The following is a 22410-nucleotide window of genomic DNA, read 5'->3' on the forward strand; positions in this document are numbered from 1 at the left end:
TCAGTCACCCACCTGTACGAGACCGCCGCGCCGCCGCATCAGCAGCGCCGTGAAGGCCATGGCGAGGGCGAACAGCACCAGGGCGACGACGCACGCCGAGCCGTAGTCGAAACGCTGGAAGCCGAGGTTGTGGACGAGCTGCGGCAGGGTCAGCGTCGACTTCTCCGGGTAGCCCGGCTCGAACTGCTGCCCGCTGTTGCCGATGATCCCGGAGGCGACCTTCCCGGCCACCAGGGGCTGCGTGTAGTACTGCATGGTCTGGATGACCCCGGTGACCACGGCGAACATCACGATCGGGGAGATGTTCGGGAGGGTCACGTACCGGAAGCGCTGCCAGGCCGACGCGCCGTCCAGCTCCGCCGCCTCGTACTGCTCCTTCGGTACGTCGAGCAGCGCGGCCATGAAGATGACCATGAGGTCGCCGACGCCCCACACCGCGAGCATGGTCAGCGCGGGCTTGGACCAGGCCGGGTCGGTGAACCAGCCGGGGGCCGGCAGGCCCAGGTCGGCGAGGATCGTGTTGACCGGACCCGTACCGGGGTTGAGGAGGAAGACGAAGCCGAGGGTGGCGGCCACGGGCGGGGCCAGGTAGGGGAGGTAGAACAGGGTCCGGAAGACCCCCGCCCCCGTCTTGATCTTGGTGATCAGCAGGCCGACGCCGAGCCCGAAGACGACCCGGCACGTGACCATGACGACCACCAGCCACAGCGTGTTCGCCATCGACGGCCAGAAGGCCGGATAGCCGGTGAAGACGTACGTCCAGTTCTCCAGGCCGTTGAAGACGGGCGCTCCGAACCCGTCGTACTTCATGAACGAGAAGTACCCGGTCGCGAGGAGCGGGTACGCGAAGAAGACGCTGAAGCCGACCAGCCAGGGGGAGAGGAAGGCGACGGTACGCAGCGTGCCCCGGGTGCGCTTCGCCCGGAGGGCGCGGACGGCGTGGGGCGTCACTTCGCCTTCTCGAGGTCCGTGTCGATCTGCGCGGCCGTCTTCTCCAGCCCGGCCTTGAGGTCGGCCACCTTCCCCGCCTCGTACAGGTAACCGAACTCCTGGAGGGTGACCTGGTAGGCGCCGCCGTTGACGGACGCGGGGGTGGTGTTGGACTTCGGGTGGCGGGCGATGTCCAGGAACGTCCTGAAGCGCGGGTCCAGCTTCAGCTTCGGTGAGGCGAGGGCGGCGTGCGTGGAGGGGACGTTGCGCAGCTCGTTGGCGAAGTTCACCACCGCGTCGGTGTCGGTGGTCAGGTACTTCACCAGCTCCCAGGCGGCGTTCTGCTTCGCGCTGGTGGAGGCGATGCCCACGATCGTCCCGGAGAGGTAGCCCTTGCCGTAGTCGGCGGCCTGGTCGTCGGGGACCGGCAGCGGCGCGACGCCGACCTCGAAGGGCACCTTGGCGTCGGTGGCCATGCCCAGCCGCCACTCGCCGTCGAGCTGCATGGCGACCTGACCGGTGTGGAACGGGTGCTTGGCGCCCCACTCGTCACCGAAGGTGTGGCGGTACTTCTCCAGCTTCCCGAACCCGCCCAGCTTGCCGATCAGGTTCTTCTGCCAGGTGAACATGGCGGCGAAGGCGGGGTCCTTGGCGATGTTCGACCTGCCGTGCTCGTCGAAGTACGCCGGGCTCCACTGCGCGACCAGATGGCCCGGGGTCGACTCGTACCCGTGGAAGGTGGGCATGAAGCCGAGCCGCTCGTACGAGTCGCCCTTCGGCTTCGTCAGCTTCTGGGCGACCTCGTCGAACTCGCTCCACGTCTTCGGTGGCGCCGCGATACCCGCCTCCTTGAAGGCGTCCTTGTTGTAGTACAGCCCGTACGCGTCGCCCAGCAGCGGCAGCGCGCAGCGCTTGCCCTCGAACCGGGTGTAGTCCAGGCGCGGCTTCGGGAACGTCTTCTCCAGGTCGATCCTCGACTTGTCGATGAACGGCTTCAGATCGGCGAAGGCACCGGAGGAGCAGAACTTGCCCACGTTGTCGGTCGTGAACGACGACACGACGTCCGGGGCGTTGGAGCCGCCCGCCCGCAGGGCCTGCTGGATCTTGTCGTCGGTGATGTTGGGGACGGCCTTCACCGTGATGTTGGGGTGGGCGTCCTCGAACCGCTCGATGGTGGCGTTGACCGCCTTCACCTCGTTCGGCGCCGACCAGCCGTGCCAGAAGGTCAGCGTGACCTCGGCGTTCGGGTCGTCGCTCGCGCCGGCCCCGGCCGAGCCGGTGCAGGCGGAGGTGAGCAGGGCTATGGCGGCGGCCGAGGCGAGCGAGGTGAGGACGGTTCTGCGGTTCATGCCGGTGTCTCCTGATTCTGCTTCAGCGAGAGGTGTCGAAGACTTCGTCGCGCGTGGCGGCCAGCGCGCTCTCCAGCGCGCCGCGCAGCACCGGGTGTTGCCGTACGCCGCCGATGACGAGCCGTGGCCGGGAGGCGGCAAGTTCGGCGAGCTCGGCCTGGACGCGCTCGCGCAGCGGCTCGCCACCGGCGACGATCACCTCGCCGGACAGCACCACCAGCTCGGGGTCGAGGACGGCGACCAGGGAGGCCAGACCGGTGGCGAGACCGGTCGCGAAGGCGTCGAGGAGCCTCGGGTACGGGCCGGAGGAGGCGTGCGCGGCCCGCCGGAGGAGCTCGGCGGCGACCTCCGCGTACGCCCCGGGCGGGATGTCCTCGACGCCGTACTCGCGTGCCAGCCGGGGCAGCACCTGGGCGCCGGCCAGCTCCTGGAAGCCGCCGCTGTTCGCCTTGGTGACCTGCCGCACCAGCGGCGCGCCCGGCACGGGCAGGAAGCCGACCTCGCCGGCGCCCCCGGTGAACCCGCGGTGCAGCCGCCCGCCGAGCACGAGCGCGGCGCCCAGGCCCTCCTCGTTCCACAGCAGGACGAAGTCCTCGTGCCCCCGGGCCGCCCCGAGCCGCTGCTCGGCCACCGCCACCAGGTTCACGTCGTTCTCGTACTCGACCGGCATCGGCAGGGCGGCCGCCAGCTCGTCCAGCAGCGTGGGGGAGTGCCAGCCGGGCAGGTGGGACGCGTACCGCAGCCGCCCGGTCGACGGATCGAACGCACCCGGTGTCCCGATCACCAGCCGGTGCACCTCGCCCCGCGTGACCCCGGCCGCCTTCACGGCCCCGTCCAGCGCCTCCGTCACCTGCCGTACGACGCCGTCGGCGGCCCGCCGGGGCGTGGCCAGCTCGAACTCGCCGGCCACCGCCCCCGTCACGTCGGCGACGGCCGCGCGGATGCGCCGGGGGTTGACGTCCAGCCCGGCGGCGTACGCGGCGCGCGCGTTGACGGCGTACAGCTGGGCGTTCGGCCCCGGCCGCCCCTCGGTCGTGCCGGTCGCCACGACCAGCCCCGCCGCCTCCAGCCGCGCCAGCAGCTGCGAGGCGGTCGGCTTGGACAGCCCGGTCAGCTTGCCGATCCGGGTCCGGGACAGGGGCCCGTGCTCCAGCAGCAGATCGAGCGCGGCCCGGTCGTTCATGGCCCGCAGCACACGCGGCGTGCCGGGGGTGTTTCCGGAGGTTCCGGCCACGACGGGATGCACCTGCCCTCACATTGTTAGGAAACTTTCCAGTTGGAGTGGCCAGACGGTAAGGCGCATGTCAGGAGCCCGTCAAGACCTCGGGGCGTCCCGCCTCCCGAAGTGGCGGATTCCGCGGTGCCCGGGCCGACGTACACTCCGACCATGGGCCGGACGAGCGCCATGAGGGAGCGCCTGCGGCAGGCCGCCTCCGCGCTGTCGCCGGCCGACGGATGACGATCTTCCAGCGGCTTTCGACCGCGGGCCGAGTGTTCCGTCCGGATACCACCGGACCGTGCCCGCGGTTCCGCCTCATCGCCTCATCACCGCATCACCGCAGCTTCCGGCGCACCGCCGGGGCTGCCGCCTGGCGACAGCCGCACGACGGGGCCGAGCCACCGTCGAAGGGATCATCATGAAGCTGAGCGAACTGCTGGCCGGGCAGGAGCACCATGTGCTGCGGGGCGATCCGGAGAAGACGTGGATCACCGGGGTGCCGACCTTCGACACCGACCGGGTGACGCCGGGGTCACTGTTCATCGCCGTACCCGGGCACCGCGAGGGCGGCCCCGGGTCCGTGGCGCCGGCCCTCGCGCGCGGGGCGGCCGCGGTGCTCGTGGACGGTACGGCGCCGGAGCTGCCCGAGTCGGTGTGGGCGTCGCCCGCCGACGTGTGCGCCGTGCGGGTGCCGGACACCAGGGCGGCGGGCGCGGCCGTCGCGTCCCGCTACTTCGGGGAGCCGGGGCGCGGGATGGACATGGTGGCGATCACCGGCACCAACGGCAAGACGTCCGTGTCGTACATGGTCGAGTCGGTGCTGCGCATCTCGGAGGGCGCCAGGGTGGGGGTCATCGGTACCGCGGGCAGCCGGATCGGCGACCAGCTGATCCCGATGCCACGGTCGGTGCTGTCCACACCCGAGTCGCCGGACCTGCAGTACCTGCTGGGCTGCATGCGCGACCGCGGGGTCGGCAGCGTGGTGCTGGAGGCCACCTCCATGGGCCTGCTGACGCACCGGGTCGACCGGACGTTCGTCGACGTCGGGGTCTTCACCAACCTGACCCAGGACCACCTGGACGATCACGGCACCATGGCGAACTACCGGGACGCCAAACTGCGCCTGTTCCAGGGCCTGTGCCGGTACGCGGTGGTCAACGCCGACGACCCCGTCAGTGCCGCGATCATGACGATGATGCCGGGCGAGGTGACCACGTACGCCATTGACACCGACGCCGACTACCGGGCCACCGGCCTCGTGGTGGACGCCACCGGCACACGGTTCACGCTGCACCACGGCGGGCGCGCGTATCCGGCGAGCATCCCGGTCCCGGGACGCTTCTCGGTGTCCAACGCGCTCGCCACCGTGGCGGCCTGCCACATCCTGGGACACGATCTGCGCGGGCTGGTCGGCGCGCTCGACCAGATGCCGCCCGTGCCGGGCCGGTTCGAGCGCTTCCGGACCCCCGCCGGTACGTCGGTGATCGTCGACTACGCCCACTCACCGGACTCCCTGGACAAGGTCCTGACCACCATCCGCGCCTTCGCCCGCGGCCGGGTCATCACCGTCTTCGGGTGCGGCGGGGACCGCGACACCACCAAGCGGGCCGACATGGGCAGGATCGCCGGGACCCACTCCGACCTGTGCGTCCTCACCTCGGACAACCCCCGCGACGAGGATCCCGGGGCGATCCTGGACCAGATCGCGCCCGGCCTGGTGGCGACCGGCACCCCGTTCGAACGGTGCGCCGACCGCCGTGACGCCATCGCCTTCGCCCTGTCCGCCGCGGGCCCGGACGACGTCGTCCTGGTCGCCGGCAAGGGCAGCGAGCCGCACCAGATCGTCGGCGACCAGCTGCTGCCGTTCAGCGACATGGCCACCGTGCGGGAACTCGCCGGAGCCTGAGGTCTGCGGCTACTTCGTCAGGTTCGGCGGCGCCGGCGTCAGCGGCGTCGCCGCGACCGACTGGGGAGAAGTGGCGGAGGCGAAGGCGGACGGGGCTGCCATGGCGGCCGTCGGGTCCGCGGCGGCGTCCTCCTGCGGGGCCGCCGGGAGGCCGCCCACGATCCGGATGCCGACCTCGTCGAAGGCCCGCTTGATGCGCCAGCGCAGCTCGCGCTCCACGCCGAGCGACTTGCCGGGCATGGTCTTGGCCGAGAGCCGGACCGTCATGGAGTCCAGCAGCACCTCGTTGAGGCCCAGCACCTCGACCGGGCCCCATAGGCGCTCGTTCCAGGGCTCCTCCTTGGCCATGGCTTCGCCGACCTCGGTGATCACCGCGCGGACGCGGTCCAGGTCCTCGGTGGGGCGGACCGTCACGTCGACCGTGGCCGTGGACCAGCCCTGGCTCAGGTTGCCGATCCGCTTGATCTCGCCGTTGCGGACGTACCAGATCTCACCGTTGTCGCCGCGCAGCTTCGTCACCCGCAGGCCGACCTCGATCACCTCACCGGAGGCGACCCCCGCGTCGACCGAGTCACCGACCCCGTACTGGTCCTCCAGGATCATGAAAACGCCCGAGAGGAAGTCGGTGACCAGGTTGCGGGCGCCGAAACCGATGGCGACACCGGCGACACCGGCCGAGGCGAGCAGCGGCGCCAGGTTGACGTTGAAGGCACCGAGGACCATCAGGCCGGCGGTGCCCATGATCAGGAAGGAGGCGACGGAACGGAGGACCGAGCCGATGGCCTCGGAGCGCTGGCGGCGCCGCTCGGCGTTCACCAGGAGGCCGCCCAGGGCGGAGCCCTCGACGGCCTGGGCGCTGCGGTTCATGCGCTCTATCAGCTTGGTCAGCGCCCTGCGGACGAGGTGCCGCAGCACGACGGCCACGGCGAGGATCAGCAGGATGCGCAGACCGGTGCTCAGCCAGGTGGACCAGTTCTGTTCCACCCAGCCGGCGGCCTCACCGGCCTGCTTGGCGGCTTCGTCGAGCGACACCGGCGCGGGTGTGGGGTCTGCAGCCGAAACGGCGGACCAGAGCACGGCGGGAACCTCCAGGATGGACAAGCTGACCAATTACATTAACGGCGCATCGGGGGTGGTTCGTTGCCATGTTCGAGGGAGAGCTGCGTCTCACCTGGGGATGATCGGGGTGTGGTCGAAAACACTTCGGGCCCGTTACCGGTACGTGGTGGCGCTTCGACCTGGCATGAGGAGAGACTGAGAGCAGATCGTCCCGGCGCGAGCCACGCGCCGCCGGCGTAATAGGAGGCATCCGTGCCGCATGTCCTGGTCCTCAACGCGTCGTACGAGCCCCTCGGCGTCGTACCGCTCCGCCGCGCGCTCGTCCTCGTCCTCGAGAACAAGGCCATCTGCCTCGAGGAATCCGGCGCCTTCATGCACAGTGCCACCCGTGCCATCGCGGCACCCAGCGTGGTCCGCCTGAAGCGGTTCGTACGGGTCCCCTACCGGGGGCCCGTTCCTCTGACCCGCAAAGCCCTCTTCGCCCGCGACGGCGGGCGTTGCATGTACTGCGGTGGCGTCGCAACCAGCGTCGACCACGTCGTGCCGCGAAGCCGCGGCGGACAGCACGCCTGGGAGAACGTGGTGGCGGCCTGCCGCCGCTGCAACCACGTCAAGGCCGACCGGCACCTGCGGGAGCTGGGCTGGCGGCTCCACCAGCAACCCGCCCCGCCGACCGGCCTGGCCTGGCGCATCATCGGGACCGGGCACAGGGACCCGCGCTGGCTGCCCTACCTGCAGCCGTACGGCGCGGACGACGCCATGGCCCGGATCGATCGCGTTTCTTAAGGGCTCGGTTCGGCTCCGGGGCGCTCAAGCGTGTGTCGACGGTCGATCGTGCTCGGGTCGCTCGTTCCTCACGGCCCTCCGCGCGTTCCTCACGACCCTCCGCGCGTTCTCCCTTTCGACACCCGCCGCGCCCCTTCGCCCTTCGCTTCGCTCGCCAGAGGCACCGCCGGGTGCCGGGGCCGTCACCGCGTAGGCCTCGACCGTGAACAGCGAGTAGCCGTACTCGGTCGCCCGCGCGTCGCCCTGGACGCGGACGAAGCGGGTGCCCGGGGCGTCCATCCGGATCGCCTCTCGGCCCCCCTTCCCGTCCTTCACGGTCGCCGCCGTGCGCCAGGTGCGGCCGTCCGCCGACACCTGGACGCGGTACTTCGCCGCGTACGCGTCCTGCCAGTGCAGGACGACCTGCCCGAGCCGGACCGGCCGCTCCAGCTCCAGCTGCCACCAGGCGCCGTCCTCGGCCGGGGACGACCAGCGGGTGGCCGGGTCGCCGTCGATCGCGGCCGGGGCGGGGAAGTCGGCGGTCTCGTCGCCCGACGAGGAGGCCTTGGCGGTACGGGCCAGGTCCGGGCCGCCCGTCGCCGGGTAGGCCCGCACGGTCAGCGTGCGCTCCTGGCCGGCGAAGGACAGCGGCACCTGGTAGTCGCCCGCCGGGGTGCCCGCCGGGACGGTGATCTCGACCGGGACGGTGGCGGCCGTGCCGCGCGGGACGACCGTCTGCTTCGGGACGGTCACCTTCAGCCCCTTCGGGGCCTTCGCCGTCAGCGCGCCGTGCACCTCGCCGGGCCGCTGGGCGGCCAGCACCGCGTTCACCCGGCGCGGGGCGCCGCCGATCACCGCGTCCGTCTCGGCGCGCGGCAGGTCCAGGCGGGCCTGCGGTTCGTCGGCGAACCACGGGACCAGGGCCCGGACGCCGGGCGACCGGCCGGTCCAGGTGATCCGTACGGCGTCGGCGGCCAGGCCCCGCGTGGCCGCCTGGGTCCAGCCGCTGCCCGACAGGGCGCCCAGCCGCCGCCACCCCTGGCCGGGTACGTGCGCCTCGACGGAGCCGTTCACGGGGTGGGCCCCGGGTGCCGTCATGGCGGTGACCGTGTCCAGGGGCCGGGCCCGGTCCAGGCGCACGGTGTACGCCCCGTTCTCACGCTCCACGGTGCCCGCCTTGCGCGACGCGCCCGTCCACCGCGCCGCCTCCTTGACGGCCCGCGCCAGGAACGGGTCCAGCACGCCCTCGCCCACCGTGACCGGGCTCGCCGCCAGCTCCGCCCGCAGCGGCTCCAGCTCCAGCGAGGCCCGCCAGGCGCCCGCCCCGTCGCCCCGCGACTGCGCCTGGAGCATGTCGACGGCCGCCTCGCCCGCGCGGCCGTACCGCGAAAGCTGCTCCAGCCACGGCCCTACCTCGTCGTCCAGGAGGCCGTCCGCCGTGCCCGTCAGCCGCCCGGGAGCCTCGCGCATCACGGTGAACGCCGCCCGCAGCTCGCGCGCCGCCCGGTCCCGGGCCGCCGCGTCCGCCGTCGTACTGGCGCGGGTGCGCCAGAAGCCGGCCAGCAGCGGACGGAGGTACGCCGACTCGGTGCGGCTGAGGATCGAGGAGGCGTCGTTGCCGGCGAGGGCGTGCAGCGCCTCACGGGCCTTCGGGTCGCCGCCCGCCAGGTCGTTCAGGGCCGCGTGCCAGGACTCGGCGGGACGGTAGCCCTTGGGGTTCCAGGCGTAGTCGGCGGCGGTGAAGACGGGGATGCGGGAGGCGGCGGCCTGCTCCATCGCGTTGGCCAGCAGAGCGGCGGAACCGGCCGCGACGGCCGGCTCACGGCCCATGTACGGGCCCAGGAAGATCCGGTCCTGCGCGTAGTCGTTGACCGGATAGTTGTCCATGGTGACCAGCGGGTGCCCGAACGCGTCCCGCGCGCCCGCCAGTTCGCGGCCGGTGATCGTACGGGGGACGACCCCGACCCCCGTCCACGCCACCTGCACCCGGTCGTCCAGCTCCGCGGCGAGCGCCGTGCGGTACTCGGTGGTGCCGTCCTGGTAGTACTCGGTCGGCATCAGCGTCAGCGGCTCCGCGTCCGGGTACCGGCCGGCCAGGTGCCTCGCCAGTTCCGTCGCCACGCGCGCGTGGGCCCGGGCCGCCGAGGCGGGGCCCGAGCCGAAGGTGTCCGCGTCCCTGGCGCAGTGCCACTCGTCGTAGGAGGCGTCCTGGAACTGCACCTGGAAGGCGCGCACCCCCAGCGCGTACATCGCGTCGATCTTGCGCTTGAGCGCCCCGAGGTCGTCCTCGGAGGCCAGGCACATCGACTGGGCGGGCGACACCGCCCACGCGAGCGTCACATGGTTGCGCCGGGCCCGTTCGGCCAGCTCGCGGAACTCGGCCCGCCGGTCGGCCGGGTAGGGCTCGCGCCACTGGGTCTGGCGGTACGGGTCGTCGCCGGGGGCGTAGAGGTACCGGTTCTGCTTGGTGCGGCCCATGAAGTCGAGCTGGGCGAGCCGCTGTTGGTTGCTCCAGGGGCGGCCGTAGAAACCTTCCGTCAGGCCGCGCACGGCGGTTCCGGGCCAGTCGCGCACGAGGACGCCGGGTACGGTCCGGTCCTCGGCTATGAGCTGGCGCAGCGTCTGGACGGCGTGGAACAGCCCGTCCTTGCCGACGCCGTCCACGGCGACCGTGTCACGGCCCTCGTACCGGCCCGTGGCGATGCGGTAGCCGCCGGACGGCAGGTCGCCGCGCTCGGGCGCGCGCAGGGCGCGCAAGGCGTTCTGCGCGCCGGTGCCGCCCAACAGCACAACCGGCCCGCGCCCGTCGCGCCCCGTGTACACGGTGCGTACGCCGGCGTCGCGCAGGACGCCCTCCAGCGCCGTCACGGCGTACGGGTCGGCGCCCTCGCCCGCCAGGAGCGTCACCTCGTCGCCCAGCGGTACCGCCGTGCCGGCCGGCCGGAGGGACTGCGGGCGCGGCCACACCGGGGGCAGCGCGGCGCCGTCCCGCTCGGGCACGGTCGTGGTGGGGGAGCCGGGCCCGCCGGGCGCGGCCAGGGCGCCGGGAGCGCCGCCCAGCAGGCCGCCGATCACGGCGACGGCGACGGCCGTCGCGGTCCGCTTTCCGCGGCCGAAGCGCCCGAACTGCACGCGCGTCTCCCCTCGTCTTTCGTTGTTCTGCGAGTAGCTTTGCCGGTGGCTGGGACGGTGGCCGGAACGGTGGCTGAACCGGTCGGTTTCGAGCCCACCACCGACTCGCCGAAGGTGTCAATGTGCGTGGCCGTTGTGTCGTATTTGCCTACCGGGGCGCGGGGTGCGGTTCAACTCCCGTCACGGGAACGCCATGTGACCGACGCCACGTTGTACGGATGTGTGGCCGCCCACTGGGTAGGGCTGCTGTGTCCCACTGTCACCTTCACAGGGAGGCCACCATGGCCGCGTCCGCCCAGCTCCTGCTCACCGCCCTCTCCAAACAGGTCCCGGGCCCCGCACCCGTCCCCGGCCCGCCGGCCACCGGCCTCGGCCCCGGCTACTGCCCCCTCACCGGGCTGCCCGCCGCCGGCACCCCGCTGACCAGCGAGCCGCCGCTCGCCGACGCCACCCCCCTGACCAGCGAACCCGCCCTCACCGACTTCACCCCCCTGACCAGCGAGCCGACCGCGCACCGCACGGCCGGCGGACCGGAGTCCCCAGGAGCCTGAATGACCCTTGCCCGGCTCGCCGCGCTGCACGGTGTCGCCACCGCGTACTCCCCGTCCGCGGGCGTCACCGTCCCGGTCCCCGACACCACGGTGGTGGAGGTCCTCGCCGCCCTGGACGTCGACGCCGCCACGCCGGAGGCGCTGCGCGCGTCCCTGGCCGCCACCGAGGCGGCCAGGGACGCCCGGCTCCTCCCGCCGACGCTGGTCCTGTGGCGGGACGGACCGCCCGAGGACGCGCCGCGCCAGGGCCGGCCCCAGGAGGACGCGCCGCGCCAGGGCCGGCCGTACGAGCTGCCGCGCCCGCTCGCGGCGCTCCCGCCGGGCACCGACGTACGGATCACCACCGAGCACGGCGACGAGATCTCCGGCACGCCCCGCTGGGCCAGGCTGCCGCTGGGCGTGCACCGGCTCCAGGCCCGGGCGCGCGACGGGCGCACCGCGCACAGCACGCTCGTCGTGGCCCCCGCGCGCGTGCCGCAGCCCTCCGGGCGGGGCTACGGGATCCTCGTCCAGCTGTACTCGCTGCTGTCCACGCGGTCCTGGGGCATGGGCGACCTCGGGGACCTCCGGGAGCTGGCCGACTGGGCGGGGCGGGACCTGGGAGCCGGGTTCGTCCAGGTCAACCCGTTGCACGCGGCCGTTCCGGGCACGCCCACCGACCCCTCCCCGTACCGCCCCTCCTCGCGGCGCTTCCCCGACCCGGTCCACCTGCGGATCGAGGACGTCCCCGAGTACGCGTACGTACGCGGGCACCTGAGCGCCGAGGAACGCGCCGAGCTGGACGCCCTCATCGGGCGCGCGGCCGAACTGCGTGAAGGGGTGCTGCGCAAGGGCGAGCTGATCGACCGCGACGCGGTGTGGGTGCTCAAGCGGCAGGCCCTGGAACTGCTGTGGCGCGTACCGCTCGGCCCCGGCCGGCAGGCCGCCCTGCGCCGGTTCCGCGCCGAACGGGGCCAGGCGCTGCTCGACCACGCCACCTGGTGCGCGTTGGTCGAGCGGTACGGCGCCGACCGGCGGCAGTGGCCCGAGGGCCTGTGCGACCCCCGCTCGGCCGCCACCGCGCGGGAGCGGGACGAGCTGGCCGACCGGGTCGACTTCCACTGCCGGCTCGCCTGGCTCACCGACGAGCAGCTCGCCGCCACCGCGCGGGCCGCCCGGGAGGCGGGCATGGCCGTGGGGATCGTCCACGACCTCGCGGTCGGGGTGCACCCGGACGGGGCCGACGCCTGGGCGCAAGGGGACGCGTTCGCCGCCGGGATGTCGGTCGGCGCCCCGCCGGACGCGTTCAACGCGCGCGGCCAGGACTGGGGCCTGCCGCCCTGGCGCCCCGACGCGCTCGCCGCCTCCGGGTACGCCCCCTACCGGGACCTGCTGCGCGGGCTGCTGCGGCACGCGGGCGCGCTGCGCATCGACCACGTCATGGGGCTGTTCCGGCTCTGGTGGGTGCCCGAGGGCCGGGAGCCGACGGAGGGGACGTACGTCCGGTACGACGCCGACGCCATGCTCGCGATCCTCGCCCTGGAGGCCCACCGCGCGGGCGCCGTCGTGATCGGCGAGGACCTCGGCACGGTCGAACCCGGCGTACGGGAATCCCTCCAGCGGCGCGGTGTCCTCGGCACGTCCGTGCTGTGGTTCGAACGGGACTGGGAGGGTACGCGGCGGCCGCTGCCGCCCAGGACCTGGCGGGCCGACTGCGTGGCCACCGCCACGACGCACGACCTGCCGTCCACCGCCGCCCGGCTGACCGGCGAGCACGTGGAGCTGCGCCACCGGCTGGGGCTGCTCACCCGCACCCTGGAAGAGGAGCGGGCCGAGGACGCCGAGGAGGTCGCGGAGTGGCTGGCGTACCTGCGCACGCTGGGCCTGCTGGAGGAGGGCCCGCGCGACGAGGAGGCCGAGATCCGCGCGGTCTACCGCTTCCTGCGCCGCACACCCGCCCGGATGGCCGGCGTCTGGCTCCCGGACGCGGTGGGCGACCGCCGCCCGCAGAACCTGCCCGGGACGTGGGACCAGTACCCGAACTGGCGGCTGCCGATCGCCGACGCGGAGGGCCGCCCCGTCACCCTGGAGGAGCTGGCCGTCTCACCCCGCCTGCACGCCCTGATGGACGTGCTGCGCCCGGCCGGCCCGTCTATGGCACCCCCGGACGAGCGGGGCCTTTAGGCGTTCGCTACGTTTGCACCGTGGACAAGAAGAACGCCCTGCGCGCCGGCGCCGTCGCGGCCGGTACGACGCTGATGATGCTGCTCATGTCGTCCCCCGCGCTCGCGCTCACCCGCGACGACGGTGACGACCCGGGTCCCGGCCTGAGCGTGGCCGAGACCCTCGGCCTGTACGTCGCCGCCCCGATCGTGCTCTTCGCGGTGATCGCGGGCCTGGTCATGGTGCTCGACAAGTCCAAGAAGGTCTGAGGACCTCCTCCTCTTTCGGAAGCTCTTTCCGAAGCTCTTTCCGAAGGCGCTGCCCGGCGTGACACCCCGCCGGGCAGCGCCTTCGCGCGCTCAGGCCCCGCCCGTGGCCGCGAGCAGCTTGCGCAGCAGGCCCGCCAGCTGTTCGGCTTCCTGGGCGTCCAGGGCCGACTCCAGGGCCTCCCGCTGGACCGCGAGCCCGGCTGTCACGGCCTCGTCCACCAGCTCGCGCCCGCGTGCGCTGAGCGTCACCCGCAGGCCGCGCCGGTCGTGCGGATCGGGGCTGCGGCTCAGCAGCCCGGCCCGCTCCAGCTTGTCCAGCCGCCCCGTCATGCCGCCCGTCGTCAGCATGAGCGTCGCCGACAGCTCGCGCGGGGAGAGCGTGTACGGCTCGCCCGAGCGCCGCAGCGTCGCCAGCACGTCGAACTCTCCGCGTGAGATGCCGAAGGGCGCGTACGCCTTGTCCATGCGGGCGGCCATGGTGCTGCTCAGCCGGTAGATCCGCCCGTAGACCGCCATCGGAACGGTGTCCAGGTCGGGGCGTACGACCGCCCACTGGGCGGTGATCGCGTCGACGGGGTCCTGGGGCCGGGGTGTCGAGGAGGTCATGGCGGCAGTGTGAACCCCGTGTCCCTCGTTCGCAAGAAAGATGCTTGCAAGCGAGTAGCTTAGGGCTAAGCTACTTATCGCCAAGCTACTTGAAGGGGGATGGCCCGATGTCCCGCAAGGCTGCCGTCATAGGTCTCACCGCCCTCGCGCCCGTCTCGTGGGGCTCCACCTACGCCGTCACCACCGAGTTCCTGCCGCCGGACCGGCCGTTGTTCACCGGGCTGATGCGCGCGCTGCCCGCCGGGCTGGCGCTGCTGGCGCTCACCCGGACGCTGCCGCGCGGCGCCTGGTGGTGGAAGTCGGCGGTTCTGGGGGCGCTGAACATCGGGGCGTTCTTCCCGCTGCTGTTCCTGGCCGCGTACCGCCTGCCGGGCGGTGTGGCCGCCGTCGTCGGCTCGGTCGGGCCGCTCTTCGTCGTCGGACTCGCCGCCCTGCTGCTGGGCGACCGGCCCGGCGCGCGGTCCCTGCTCGCCGCCGTCGCCGCCGCGTTCGGGGTCGGCCTCGTCGTGCTCGAGGCGGGCGCGGCTTTCGACCTCGTGGGCGTGGCCGCCGGGCTCGCGTCCTCGGCGGCCATGTCGGCGGGCACGGTGCTCGCCAAGCGGTGGGGCCGCCCCGAGGGGGTCGGCCCGCTGGTGCTGACCGGCTGGCAGCTCAGTGCGGGCGGGCTGCTGATCGCGCCCGTCGCCTTCCTGGTGGAGGGCGCGCCGCCGGCCCTCGACGGGCGGGGCGTCGCGGGCTACGCGTACCTCGCGCTCGCCAACACCGCCGTCGCGTACTGGCTCTGGTTCCGCGGCATCGAGCGGCTGACGGCGACCTCCGTCACGCTCCTCGGCCCGCTCTCGCCGATCACCGCGGCCGTCATCGGGTGGGCGGCGCTCGGCCAGGCGCTGGGGGCGGTCCAGGTGGCCGGGATGGTGATCGCCTTCGGGGCGACGCTCGCCGGACAGTGGACGCCGCGCCAACCGTTCAATACTTCTGAAAGGAAGAGTGAGAAAGTTTCGATGGACCTAAGTGATGTGGCGGTGCGACGGTAGGTCCCGCAACCGAGCGAGACCCCCTGGCGGGGAGAGAGGCAAGGGACAACCGTGGCAGTCCTGGACCACGTCCGTACCGATGAGCTCCCTGAGCTCGACGAGCCGACGACCGGGAGGGGAGTGGTCGTCCGGGCCTCCGGCCTCGGCCTGCTCCTCGCGGTCGTCGCGACGGTCGTCTGGTCGGGCAGCTTCGTGACCTCCCGGGCCCTCCACGACTCCGTCCCACCCGTCCAGGCCGCCTTCTGGCGGTGGGTCGTCGCGATCCTCGCCGTCGCCCCCTTCGCCGCCCACCGGGCCTGGCAGCAGCGGCACCTGATCCGGCGTCACCTCGGCTTCGTCGCCCTCGCCTCACTCCTCGGCGTCACCGTCTACAACACCCTCGTCAACCAGGCCGGCCTCACCACCTCCGCCGGCACCATGGGCATGGTCATGGCCGCGTCCCCCGTCCTGATGGCGGTGTACGAGAGGATCGGCGGCGCCCGGCTCGGCCCGCGCCGTCTGACCGGCATGCTGATCGCCTGCGCTGGTGTACTGCTCCTGGTCGGCAAGGGCTCCCTGGTGCCGGACCTGGCCGCCGGGGACCTGTGGAGCGTGGCCGCCGCGGTCTGTTTCGCCTCGTACAGTGCCCTGCTCAAGCGGCGGCCGGCCGAACTGGGCGGACCGGCCTTCCTCTTCGCCACTTTCGTGCTGGGCGCGCTGATGCTGCTGCCGGTGTACGGGATCAGCCTCGCCGCGCAGGGCGGATTCGAGCCCACGGCCGGGACCGTCGGCCCGCTGCTGTACGTCGGGGTCTTCTCCTCCGCCCTCGCCTTCTTCGCCTGGAACAAGGCGATCGCGCTGATCGGCGCGGCCCGCGCGGGAGTCGTGTACTACCTCCAGCCGGTGTGCGTGGCGCTGCTGTCCTGGGCGCTGATCGACGAGGCGATGGGGCCGCTGCAGTTCCTGTGCATGGGGCTGATCCTGGGCGGTGTGGTCCTCGGGACCGCCAGGGGGCGCTGAACGGGCGTGAGGGCCTCGCCCCGCCGGTGGTCGGGCGGTGGGGGAGGCCGTCACGGGCATGTGCGACGAGGCGGTCAGCAGGGCGCGACGTACCAGACCGGATTCCCGTTGTGGCCGGCGCTCGCGGAGTACGCGCCCGGCGTGGTGAAGATCGTGTTCCGGTTCCGTTCGGCGCGGGGGTTCTTCAGCACGTTGCCGCGGCCGTCGTCGCCGCTGTCACCGCTGTCACCGTTGTCGTCCTTGCCGTCGTCCTTGCCGTTGTCCTTGCCGTCGTCGTCCGGGTCCGTCGTCACCGCCCGGACGGTGGCGTCCTGCCGGTCGCCCCCGCCGGTCGCGGCGGTCGCGGTGGCGGAGAGCCCGAGCGTCGTGGCGAGAAGAGCCATGGCCGCGACCAGTGCGGCGGTCAACTTGCGCAGTGCCATGCGGATTTCCCCCTATGGAGTTCCGTGCCGGATGCCCACGCTCTTGCGCCGGGCATGCCAAGGAGTCTCCATGTCGGCAATGGCGTGCGGCAACCGGTATCGCCTCTGATGTCCTGGAGACGCCAAAGGCCCTCCTTGGGCGAGGAAGGCCGGATAAATCCTTGTGTAGGTTGCGGGGCATGACCGAGTGGGACATCAAGAAGCTCCAGATCCTCCGCACCCTGCGTGACCGGGGCACGGTGACCGCCACCGCGGAGGCGTTGCTGATGACCCCTTCGGCCGTGTCGCAGCAGCTGACCAACCTCTCCAAGCAGCTCGGGGTGCGGCTGCTGGAGGCGCACGGGCGGCGCGTGCGCCTCACGGACGCGGCACAGCTGGTGCTGCGTCACGCCGAGGTGGTGTTCGCGCAACTGGAGCGGGCCGACGCCGAGTTGGCCGGGTATCTCCAGGGCGAGGCGGGCGAGGTGCGGGTGGGGGCCTTCTCCACCGCCGTACCCGCGCTGGTCGTGCCGGCCGTGCTGCGGCTGCGCACCGCGCACCCGGGCCTGGAGGTGCGGGTGCGGGAGGCCGAGGCCGCCGAGGCGTACGAGCTGCTGTCGGCCGGGCAGGTGGACCTGGCGCTGTCCCTGGCGGCGCACGCCCCGACCGCCAGGGACCCCAAGTTCAGCCGCGTACCGCTGCTGGCGGACCCGCTGGACGTGGCCCTTCCGGCGGGGCACGCGCTGGCGGGGGCACCGGGGCTGCGGCTGGCCGACCTTTCGGGGGAGCGGTGGATCTTCGGCGGCAGCGGGCCCTGGTCGGAGATCACCAGGGCGGCGTGCGAGGCGGCCGGGTTCGTGCCGGAACAGGCGCACTCGGCCGCCGGGTGGACGGCGATCCTGGCGATGGTGGAGGCCGGGATGGGCATCGCGCTGGTGCCCCGCATGGCGGCCGCGGAGCGCGTTTCGGGCGTGGTGATGCGGGTCCTGGAGGCCGACCAGCCGCGCCGCCATGTCGTGGCGGCGGTGCGCCGTGGCGCGGAGACCGCCCCTGCCGTCTCCCGGCTGCTGGCGGCGCTGCGGGAAGTGGCGGCACGGCGGTAACGGTCCGGGCCGTCGGGGGCGGCGGAGCCGCCCGGAGGTGGGTCAGCGGGGGTGGGCGAGGCCCAGGAGCAGGTTGTCGGCGGCGGCCTTGATCTGGTCGACCGTTCGCGCGCCGTCCCGTGTCAGATGGTTCACCAGGCTCGGCATGAACGGGGCGAGCAGCATGTGGGCCAGCAGGGACGCGTCGGCCTCCGGGCGGATGCGGGTGACGAGCACCGCCACGTGCGTGTGCATGGTCGCGTACGCGCCGCTGCTGTAGCGGGCGCTCGGTGCCGCCGCCTCCGCCGCGAGCATCATGTCCAGCTGGTCGGCGACGCGGTCGGCCAGCGCGTGCAGGAAGGCGCGCAGCCGCTCGAGGGGCGGGGCGTCCGGGCCCAGCGGGGGCGGGCCGGTCATGAACGCCTCCTGGAACTGCTTCTCCCGCTCGTCGAGGAGCGCGAACAGCAGCTGGGCGACATCCCCGAAGCGGCGGTAGACCGTGCCCACGCCGATACCGGTCTCGTGCGCGACCGCGTTCATCGTCAGCGCGTCCGGCCCCTTCTCGGCGACGATCCGCGCGGCCGCCTCCAGGATCCGGCGGCGGTTGTCGGCGGCGTCCGCCCGCTCGGCGCGGAGGGGACGTCCTGCGCGCTCCGCGGTGGGTCCGCCCGCGAGCGGGAGGTGGGCGCGCGGCGGCTGCGGCTGGTCCATGTTTCCAGCATAACCCCCGTAGCGGAAAACTATCCGGTTCTTCACCCCAACCCCTTGCCGAGCGGATTGCTATCCGCTTAACTGCTTCTCGACAGCAAGCGGATAGTTATCCGGTCAGTGTCTCCCGAAGGGCTCGCGTCATGTCTCCCAAGATCGCCGTGGTCTACTACTCCGCCACCGGCAACGTCCACACCCTCGCCGAGGCCGTCGCTGAGGGCGCGGAGAAGGCCGGCGCCGAGGTCCGCCTCCGCCGGGTCCCGGAGTTGGCGCCCGACGCGGCCATCGACTCGCTGCCGGCATGGCGCGAACACGTCGACGCCACGCGGCACGTGGAGGTGGCCACGCTCGACGACCTCTCCTGGGCCGACGCCTACGCCTTCGGCACGCCGACCCGGTACGGCAATGTGTCCTCGCAGCTCAAGCAGTTCCTCGACACCACCGGCGGGCTGTGGCAGCAGGGCACCTTCGTCGACAAGCCCGCCACCGGCTTCGTCAGCGCCGCCAACACGCACGGCGGCAACGAGTCCACGCTGCTCGCCCTCTACAACACCTTCCACCACTGGGGCTCGCTGATCGTGTCCCCCGGCTTCACCGACCCGGCGGTGTACGCGGCGGGCGGGAACCCCTACGGCACGGCCCACGCCTCCGCTGCCGGTGCCCCGGGCGACGAGGTGCTCGACGCCGCCCGCCACCAGGGGCGACGGCTGGCCGGCATCACCGCCCGGCTTCTTTCAGCAGGACTTAATGACCAGTGAAGAAACTTCCACTGGACCTGACCGGTCCGGCGGCGGGAGAGTCGGTGCATGACCTTCGACGCCAGCCTCACCGGCCCGGACCAGGACCCGCACGCCAACGACGCCGCGCCCTACGGCGGCGGTGACCCCTACGCCGACTACCGCGCCGGTGACTTCCCGTTCACCGAGCTGGTCGACCTGGCCGACCGCCGCCTGGGCGCCGGAGTCGTCGCCGCCAACGACGAGTTCTTCGCCGAGCGCGAGAACCTCCTGGTCCGTGAGCGCGCCGTGTTCGACCCCGAGCACTTCGGGCACAAGGGCAAGATCATGGACGGCTGGGAGACCCGCCGCCGACGCGGCACCGACGCCGAGAACCCCTTCCCGGCCCCGGAGGACCACGACTGGGCGATCGTCCGCCTCGGCGCCCCCGGCGTCATCCGCGGCATCGTGGTCGACACCGCCCACTTCCGTGGCAACTACCCGCAGCGCGTGTCCATCCAGGCCACCTCCGTCCCCGGCTCGCCCAGCCCCGAGCAGCTGCTCGCCGACGACGTGAAGTGGGAGGAGCTCGTCCCGCCCACCCCCGTACGCGGCCACGCCGCCAACGGCTTCGAGATCGGCGCCGAACGCCGCTTCACCCACCTGCGGCTGTGCCAGCACCCCGACGGCGGCATCGCTCGCCTCCGCGTCCACGGCGAGGTCGTGCCCGACCCCGAGTGGCTGGAGCTGCTCGGCACGATCGACCTCGCCTCCGTACTCAACGGCGGGGCGTACGAGGACGCGTCGGACAAGTTCTACTCCTCGCCCACCCAGATCATCCTGCCCGGCACGTCCCGCAAGATGGACGACGGCTGGGAGAACCGCCGCCGCCGGGTGCGCGGCACCAACGACTGGGTGCGCTTCCGGCTCGCCGCCCAGGGCGCCATCCGGGCCGTCGAGATCGACACCGCGTACCTCAAGGGCAACTCCGCCGGCTGGATCGCCCTCCAGGGCCGTGACGGCGAGAGCGGCGAGTGGTTCGAGATCATCCCGCGCACCAGGCTCCAGCCCGACACCCTGCACCGGTTCACGCTGCCCGAGCGGGCCGTCGCCACCCACGTCCGGCTCGACGCCTTCCCGGACGGCGGCATCGCCCGGATGCGCCTGCACGGTTCGCTCACCGACGAGGGCGCGGCCGCGCTGCGCGCCCGCTGGGCCGAGCTGAACGGCTGACCGGCCTCCGCCCGGCGGGCGGCCGCGCACCGATCGCCCACCCGCCGGGCGGGCTTCACCACGTCCCGGCCGACCGAGGGGTGCCCCACAGGGGAGGGCGCCCCTCGTTCCGGTTCTGTCAGGTCAACTCGCGCAGAATGTGGCCCTTTTGCGCGTGAGTATGCTCAAACACTGAGTGACGGAGGACTTTTTTCAGTCACTTCTGGGCAGAGTGGGGCGGCCGATGAACACCCCCACATGACCGCAGGACCGGAGAACCGATGGACAGCAACCTCGTCATTCAGCCGACCACTGATGGCCAGGCATTCGACCAGACGCAGGTTCCGCTTTACTACAGCCGCAAGACCGCTGACATCCTCCACAAGTACGGGCCGGGGCCCCGCGTCCACTTCCACGTAGGGCTGTTCGCCCCGGGTGCCACCCCCAACACCACCGTCTCCCAGCGGGCTCTCAAGCGTCGCATAGTCGAGTCCCAGGAGGCGATCGTCACGCACGCGGCCCGCAGCTGGGGCGCGTACGCCACCCCGCCCGGCAAGCTCCTCGACATCGGCTGCGGCGTCGGCGGCGGATCGCTCTACTGGGCCCAGGAACACGGCACCAAGGTCACCGGCATCACCGTCACCGGTGAACACGTCCCGCTTATCGAGGACTTCGCCCGCCGGGCCGGAGTGGCCGGCCGCGTCTCCGCCGTCCTCGGCGACATCCACGACTTCACCACCCGGCGCAAGTACGACGCCGCCTACGCCAACGAGAGCTCCGGCTACATGGACCGCGAGCGGCTCTTCCAGGTGGTCGCCAAGGCCCTGAAGCCGGGCGGCTGGTTCGGACTCCAGGAACACTTCGTCTGCCGCCCCGAGTGGACCGACTTCATCGACGGCTACTACAAGACCCGGCTCGGTACCCTCACCGAGTACATCGTGGCCGCCGAGGCGGCCGGCTTCGAGCTCGAACAGGACGAAGACGTCACCGACCGGGTGGCCGAGTTCTGGGTCCAGTCCATGGCCTGGAACACGGCCGAGCTGGAACGCGTCGAGCGCGGCACCGGCCAGGCCCGCTCCAAGGAGAGGACCGCCTGGTCCCGGGAGCGGCTCCAGGAGTCCACGATCACCCACGGCAAACTGTTCCGCATCTGGCGGGACCACGCCATGGAGACCCGGCTGCTCCTCTTCCGCCTGGGCGGGGGCAGCTGACGATGCCACCCGTGTACGCCAAGGACGCGCCCCCGTCCCGGATCGGCTGGCGCCTGCCGCCGTTCTACTGCCCGTTCGACAAGGGCCTCATCCACCCCAAGGCGGCCGAGCTCGAAGAGCGGGCCATCGCCTGGATCGACGCGTTCGGCATCTACCCGGACGCCACCGAGCGCGCCTGGGGCCTGGCCACCCACAGCGCCGACTTCACCAGCCGGATCATCCCGTACGGGGACGTCGAGCCGGTGCTGCTCTTCATCGAATGGAACTACTGGGCCAACGCCGTCGACGACTGGCAGGACTCCGGGTCCACCGCCACGCGGACGGCGGACGTCGCGGACCACAGTGCCCGGCTGGTCCGCACCATCGAGGCGCCCGGCTCGGCGCTGCTGCCCCCGGGGCCGCTCACGGAGGCCCTGGACGACCTGGTCACGCGTACCCGCGCCATGCTCACGCCGTTCCAGCTGCGCAGGTTCACCGAGGGCACGCGCGACTGGCTCTTCGGCGCCGGCTGGCAGACCGCGAACGCCGAGCGCGGTGTGATGCCGTCCCTGAACGAGTTCGCCGCGATGCGGGTGTCCGTCAACGGCACCCGCTTCACCCTCACCTGGTGCGACGCGGCGAACGGCATCCACGTACCCGCCGACCTGCTGTACTCGGCACCCGTCCAGGCGCTCACCGACGCCGCCGGGTTCATCGTCTCCTGCGACAACGACCTCTTCTCCTACAACAAGGAGGACCACCAGGAGCCCTGGGAGCAGAACCTGCTCAATGTCGTCGCCCAGCACCTGGGCTGCAGCCCCCGGCAGGCGCTGGCCCCGGCCGTCGCCCTCCGGGACCGGGCGATGACGCTGTTCGTCCGGCTGCGCGAACAGCTCGCCCGGGACGCCGACGAGCCACTCCGCCGCTACCTCGACTCACTCGCGCACTACGTCTCGGGCTGCGTCGCGTGGCAGAACCGCGCGCCGCGTTACGCAAGCCCCCGCAACCGCAACACGCTGCCGGTCGCGGGGGCTTCGTACGACATCACGTGGCGGGACACTCCGAGCGATCCGAGCCCCGAGCCGCCGCCGGTCCCGGCGATCGCCTGGTGGTGGCGGCAACTCGAAGGCTGACGAGCCT

Annotated in this window: 20 protein-coding genes; 12 read left to right on the top strand and 8 right to left on the bottom strand. The window is 72.6% G+C overall.

The window, feature by feature from the left end:
- Genes AMK26_RS01770 through AMK26_RS01780 form a run of 3 tightly spaced genes read right to left on the bottom strand, consistent with a single transcriptional unit; the run spans position 1 to position 3513 of the window.
- A complete protein-coding gene (locus AMK26_RS01770; protein ID WP_073751109.1) occupies positions 1-951 on the bottom strand; it encodes a carbohydrate ABC transporter permease in 951 nt (316 codons plus the stop codon).
- Positions 948-2279: an ABC transporter substrate-binding protein gene (locus AMK26_RS01775; RefSeq protein ID WP_073751111.1), complete on the bottom strand. Its 1332-nt coding sequence runs from the start codon at positions 2277-2279 to the stop codon at positions 948-950. The genes AMK26_RS01770 and AMK26_RS01775 overlap by 4 nt, the downstream gene beginning before the upstream one ends.
- A gap of 22 nt (positions 2280-2301) precedes the next feature.
- Positions 2302-3513, bottom strand: a complete 1212-nt coding sequence (locus AMK26_RS01780) for an ROK family transcriptional regulator (protein ID WP_073752941.1) — start codon at positions 3511-3513, stop codon at positions 2302-2304.
- A 403-nt stretch (positions 3514-3916) separates the two neighbouring features.
- On the opposite strand from AMK26_RS01780, the gene AMK26_RS01785 reads away from it, so the two are divergent.
- A complete protein-coding gene (locus AMK26_RS01785; RefSeq protein WP_073751113.1) occupies positions 3917-5404 on the top strand; it encodes a UDP-N-acetylmuramoyl-L-alanyl-D-glutamate--2,6-diaminopimelate ligase in 1488 nt (495 codons plus the stop codon).
- Positions 5405-5413: 9 nt separating this feature from the next.
- Here AMK26_RS01785 and AMK26_RS01790 read toward each other — a convergent pair whose 3' ends face one another.
- Positions 5414-6481: a mechanosensitive ion channel family protein gene (locus AMK26_RS01790; protein WP_073752943.1), complete on the bottom strand. Its 1068-nt coding sequence runs from the start codon at positions 6479-6481 to the stop codon at positions 5414-5416.
- Positions 6482-6715: 234 nt separating this feature from the next.
- Between AMK26_RS01790 and AMK26_RS01795 the strand changes: the two genes are divergently transcribed.
- Complete coding sequence (locus AMK26_RS01795) at positions 6716-7249, top strand: HNH endonuclease (protein WP_073751115.1); 534 nt, start codon at positions 6716-6718, stop codon at positions 7247-7249.
- A 24-nt stretch (positions 7250-7273) separates the two neighbouring features.
- Here AMK26_RS01795 and AMK26_RS01800 read toward each other — a convergent pair whose 3' ends face one another.
- Positions 7274-10360, bottom strand: coding sequence for a beta-N-acetylglucosaminidase domain-containing protein (locus tag AMK26_RS01800; RefSeq protein ID WP_079277403.1), 3087 nt, complete (start codon positions 10358-10360; stop codon positions 7274-7276).
- Positions 10361-10641: 281 nt separating this feature from the next.
- On the opposite strand from AMK26_RS01800, the gene AMK26_RS01805 reads away from it, so the two are divergent.
- The 3 genes from AMK26_RS01805 to AMK26_RS01815 are packed head-to-tail and all read left to right on the top strand — an operon-like array spanning position 10642 to position 13322.
- Positions 10642-10911, top strand: coding sequence for a hypothetical protein (locus AMK26_RS01805; RefSeq protein WP_073751117.1), 270 nt, complete (start codon positions 10642-10644; stop codon positions 10909-10911).
- Positions 10912-13074 carry a 4-alpha-glucanotransferase gene (gene malQ / locus AMK26_RS01810; RefSeq protein WP_073751119.1) on the top strand — a complete coding sequence of 721 codons (2163 nt, stop codon included), beginning with the start codon at positions 10912-10914 and terminating at the stop codon, positions 13072-13074.
- A gap of 20 nt (positions 13075-13094) precedes the next feature.
- Positions 13095-13322: a hypothetical protein gene (locus AMK26_RS01815; protein ID WP_073751121.1), complete on the top strand. Its 228-nt coding sequence runs from the start codon at positions 13095-13097 to the stop codon at positions 13320-13322.
- Positions 13323-13412: 90 nt separating this feature from the next.
- Here the strand turns inward: AMK26_RS01815 and AMK26_RS01820 are convergent, their stop codons facing one another.
- Positions 13413-13928: a MarR family winged helix-turn-helix transcriptional regulator gene (locus AMK26_RS01820; protein ID WP_073751123.1), complete on the bottom strand. Its 516-nt coding sequence runs from the start codon at positions 13926-13928 to the stop codon at positions 13413-13415.
- A gap of 107 nt (positions 13929-14035) precedes the next feature.
- On the opposite strand from AMK26_RS01820, the gene AMK26_RS01825 reads away from it, so the two are divergent.
- Positions 14036-14962, top strand: a complete 927-nt coding sequence (locus AMK26_RS01825; RefSeq protein WP_073751125.1) for an EamA family transporter — start codon at positions 14036-14038, stop codon at positions 14960-14962.
- Positions 14963-15082: 120 nt separating this feature from the next.
- Positions 15083-15961, top strand: a complete 879-nt coding sequence (locus AMK26_RS01830) for a DMT family transporter (RefSeq protein WP_073751127.1) — start codon at positions 15083-15085, stop codon at positions 15959-15961.
- Between the two features lie 74 nt (positions 15962-16035).
- Here AMK26_RS01830 and AMK26_RS01835 read toward each other — a convergent pair whose 3' ends face one another.
- Positions 16036-16383: a hypothetical protein gene (locus AMK26_RS01835; RefSeq protein ID WP_073751129.1), complete on the bottom strand. Its 348-nt coding sequence runs from the start codon at positions 16381-16383 to the stop codon at positions 16036-16038.
- 179 nt (positions 16384-16562) lie between these two features.
- Here AMK26_RS01835 and AMK26_RS01840 point away from each other — a divergent pair, with 179 nt between their 5' ends.
- Positions 16563-17465: a LysR family transcriptional regulator gene (locus AMK26_RS01840; RefSeq protein ID WP_073751131.1), complete on the top strand. Its 903-nt coding sequence runs from the start codon at positions 16563-16565 to the stop codon at positions 17463-17465.
- A 42-nt stretch (positions 17466-17507) separates the two neighbouring features.
- On the opposite strand, the gene AMK26_RS01845 is transcribed toward AMK26_RS01840, so the two are convergent.
- Positions 17508-18155, bottom strand: a complete 648-nt coding sequence (locus AMK26_RS01845) for a TetR/AcrR family transcriptional regulator (RefSeq protein WP_073751133.1) — start codon at positions 18153-18155, stop codon at positions 17508-17510.
- Between the two features lie 140 nt (positions 18156-18295).
- Between AMK26_RS01845 and wrbA the strand changes: the two genes are divergently transcribed.
- From wrbA to AMK26_RS01865, 4 genes are all read left to right on the top strand, one after another.
- Positions 18296-18910, top strand: a complete 615-nt coding sequence (gene wrbA / locus AMK26_RS01850; protein ID WP_073751135.1) for an NAD(P)H:quinone oxidoreductase — start codon at positions 18296-18298, stop codon at positions 18908-18910.
- Between the two features lie 48 nt (positions 18911-18958).
- Positions 18959-20101, top strand: a complete 1143-nt coding sequence (gene alc, locus AMK26_RS01855; RefSeq protein WP_073751137.1) for an allantoicase — start codon at positions 18959-18961, stop codon at positions 20099-20101.
- Between the two features lie 260 nt (positions 20102-20361).
- Positions 20362-21291, top strand: coding sequence for a methyltransferase domain-containing protein (locus AMK26_RS01860; RefSeq protein WP_073751139.1), 930 nt, complete (start codon positions 20362-20364; stop codon positions 21289-21291).
- Between the two features lie 2 nt (positions 21292-21293).
- Complete coding sequence (locus AMK26_RS01865; protein ID WP_073751141.1) at positions 21294-22403, top strand: terpene synthase family protein; 1110 nt, start codon at positions 21294-21296, stop codon at positions 22401-22403.
- Positions 22404-22410: the final 7 nt, after the last annotated feature.

The sequence above is a fragment of the Streptomyces sp. CB03234 genome (assembly GCF_001905885.1).
Lineage (GTDB): Bacteria > Actinomycetota > Actinomycetes > Streptomycetales > Streptomycetaceae > Streptomyces.

Bases quoted from the DNA above. Each gene is read 5' to 3' on its own strand.
- AMK26_RS01775 (WP_073751111.1), bottom strand. From the start codon at position 2,279: ATGAACCGCAGAACCGTCCTCACCTCGCTCGCCTCGGCCGCCGCCATA.
- AMK26_RS01785 (WP_073751113.1), top strand. From the start codon at position 3,917: ATGAAGCTGAGCGAACTGCTGGCCGGGCAGGAGCACCATGTGCTGCGG.
- AMK26_RS01805 (WP_073751117.1), top strand. From the start codon at position 10,642: ATGGCCGCGTCCGCCCAGCTCCTGCTCACCGCCCTCTCCAAACAGGTC.
- malQ (WP_073751119.1), top strand. From the start codon at position 10,912: ATGACCCTTGCCCGGCTCGCCGCGCTGCACGGTGTCGCCACCGCGTAC.
- AMK26_RS01820 (WP_073751123.1), bottom strand. From the start codon at position 13,928: ATGACCTCCTCGACACCCCGGCCCCAGGACCCCGTCGACGCGATCACC.
- AMK26_RS01825 (WP_073751125.1), top strand. From the start codon at position 14,036: ATGTCCCGCAAGGCTGCCGTCATAGGTCTCACCGCCCTCGCGCCCGTC.
- AMK26_RS01835 (WP_073751129.1), bottom strand. From the start codon at position 16,383: ATGGCACTGCGCAAGTTGACCGCCGCACTGGTCGCGGCCATGGCTCTT.
- AMK26_RS01840 (WP_073751131.1), top strand. From the start codon at position 16,563: ATGACCGAGTGGGACATCAAGAAGCTCCAGATCCTCCGCACCCTGCGT.
- AMK26_RS01845 (WP_073751133.1), bottom strand. From the start codon at position 18,155: ATGGACCAGCCGCAGCCGCCGCGCGCCCACCTCCCGCTCGCGGGCGGA.
- wrbA (WP_073751135.1), top strand. From the start codon at position 18,296: ATGTCTCCCAAGATCGCCGTGGTCTACTACTCCGCCACCGGCAACGTC.
- alc (WP_073751137.1), top strand. From the start codon at position 18,959: ATGACCTTCGACGCCAGCCTCACCGGCCCGGACCAGGACCCGCACGCC.
- AMK26_RS01860 (WP_073751139.1), top strand. From the start codon at position 20,362: ATGGACAGCAACCTCGTCATTCAGCCGACCACTGATGGCCAGGCATTC.
- AMK26_RS01865 (WP_073751141.1), top strand. From the start codon at position 21,294: ATGCCACCCGTGTACGCCAAGGACGCGCCCCCGTCCCGGATCGGCTGG.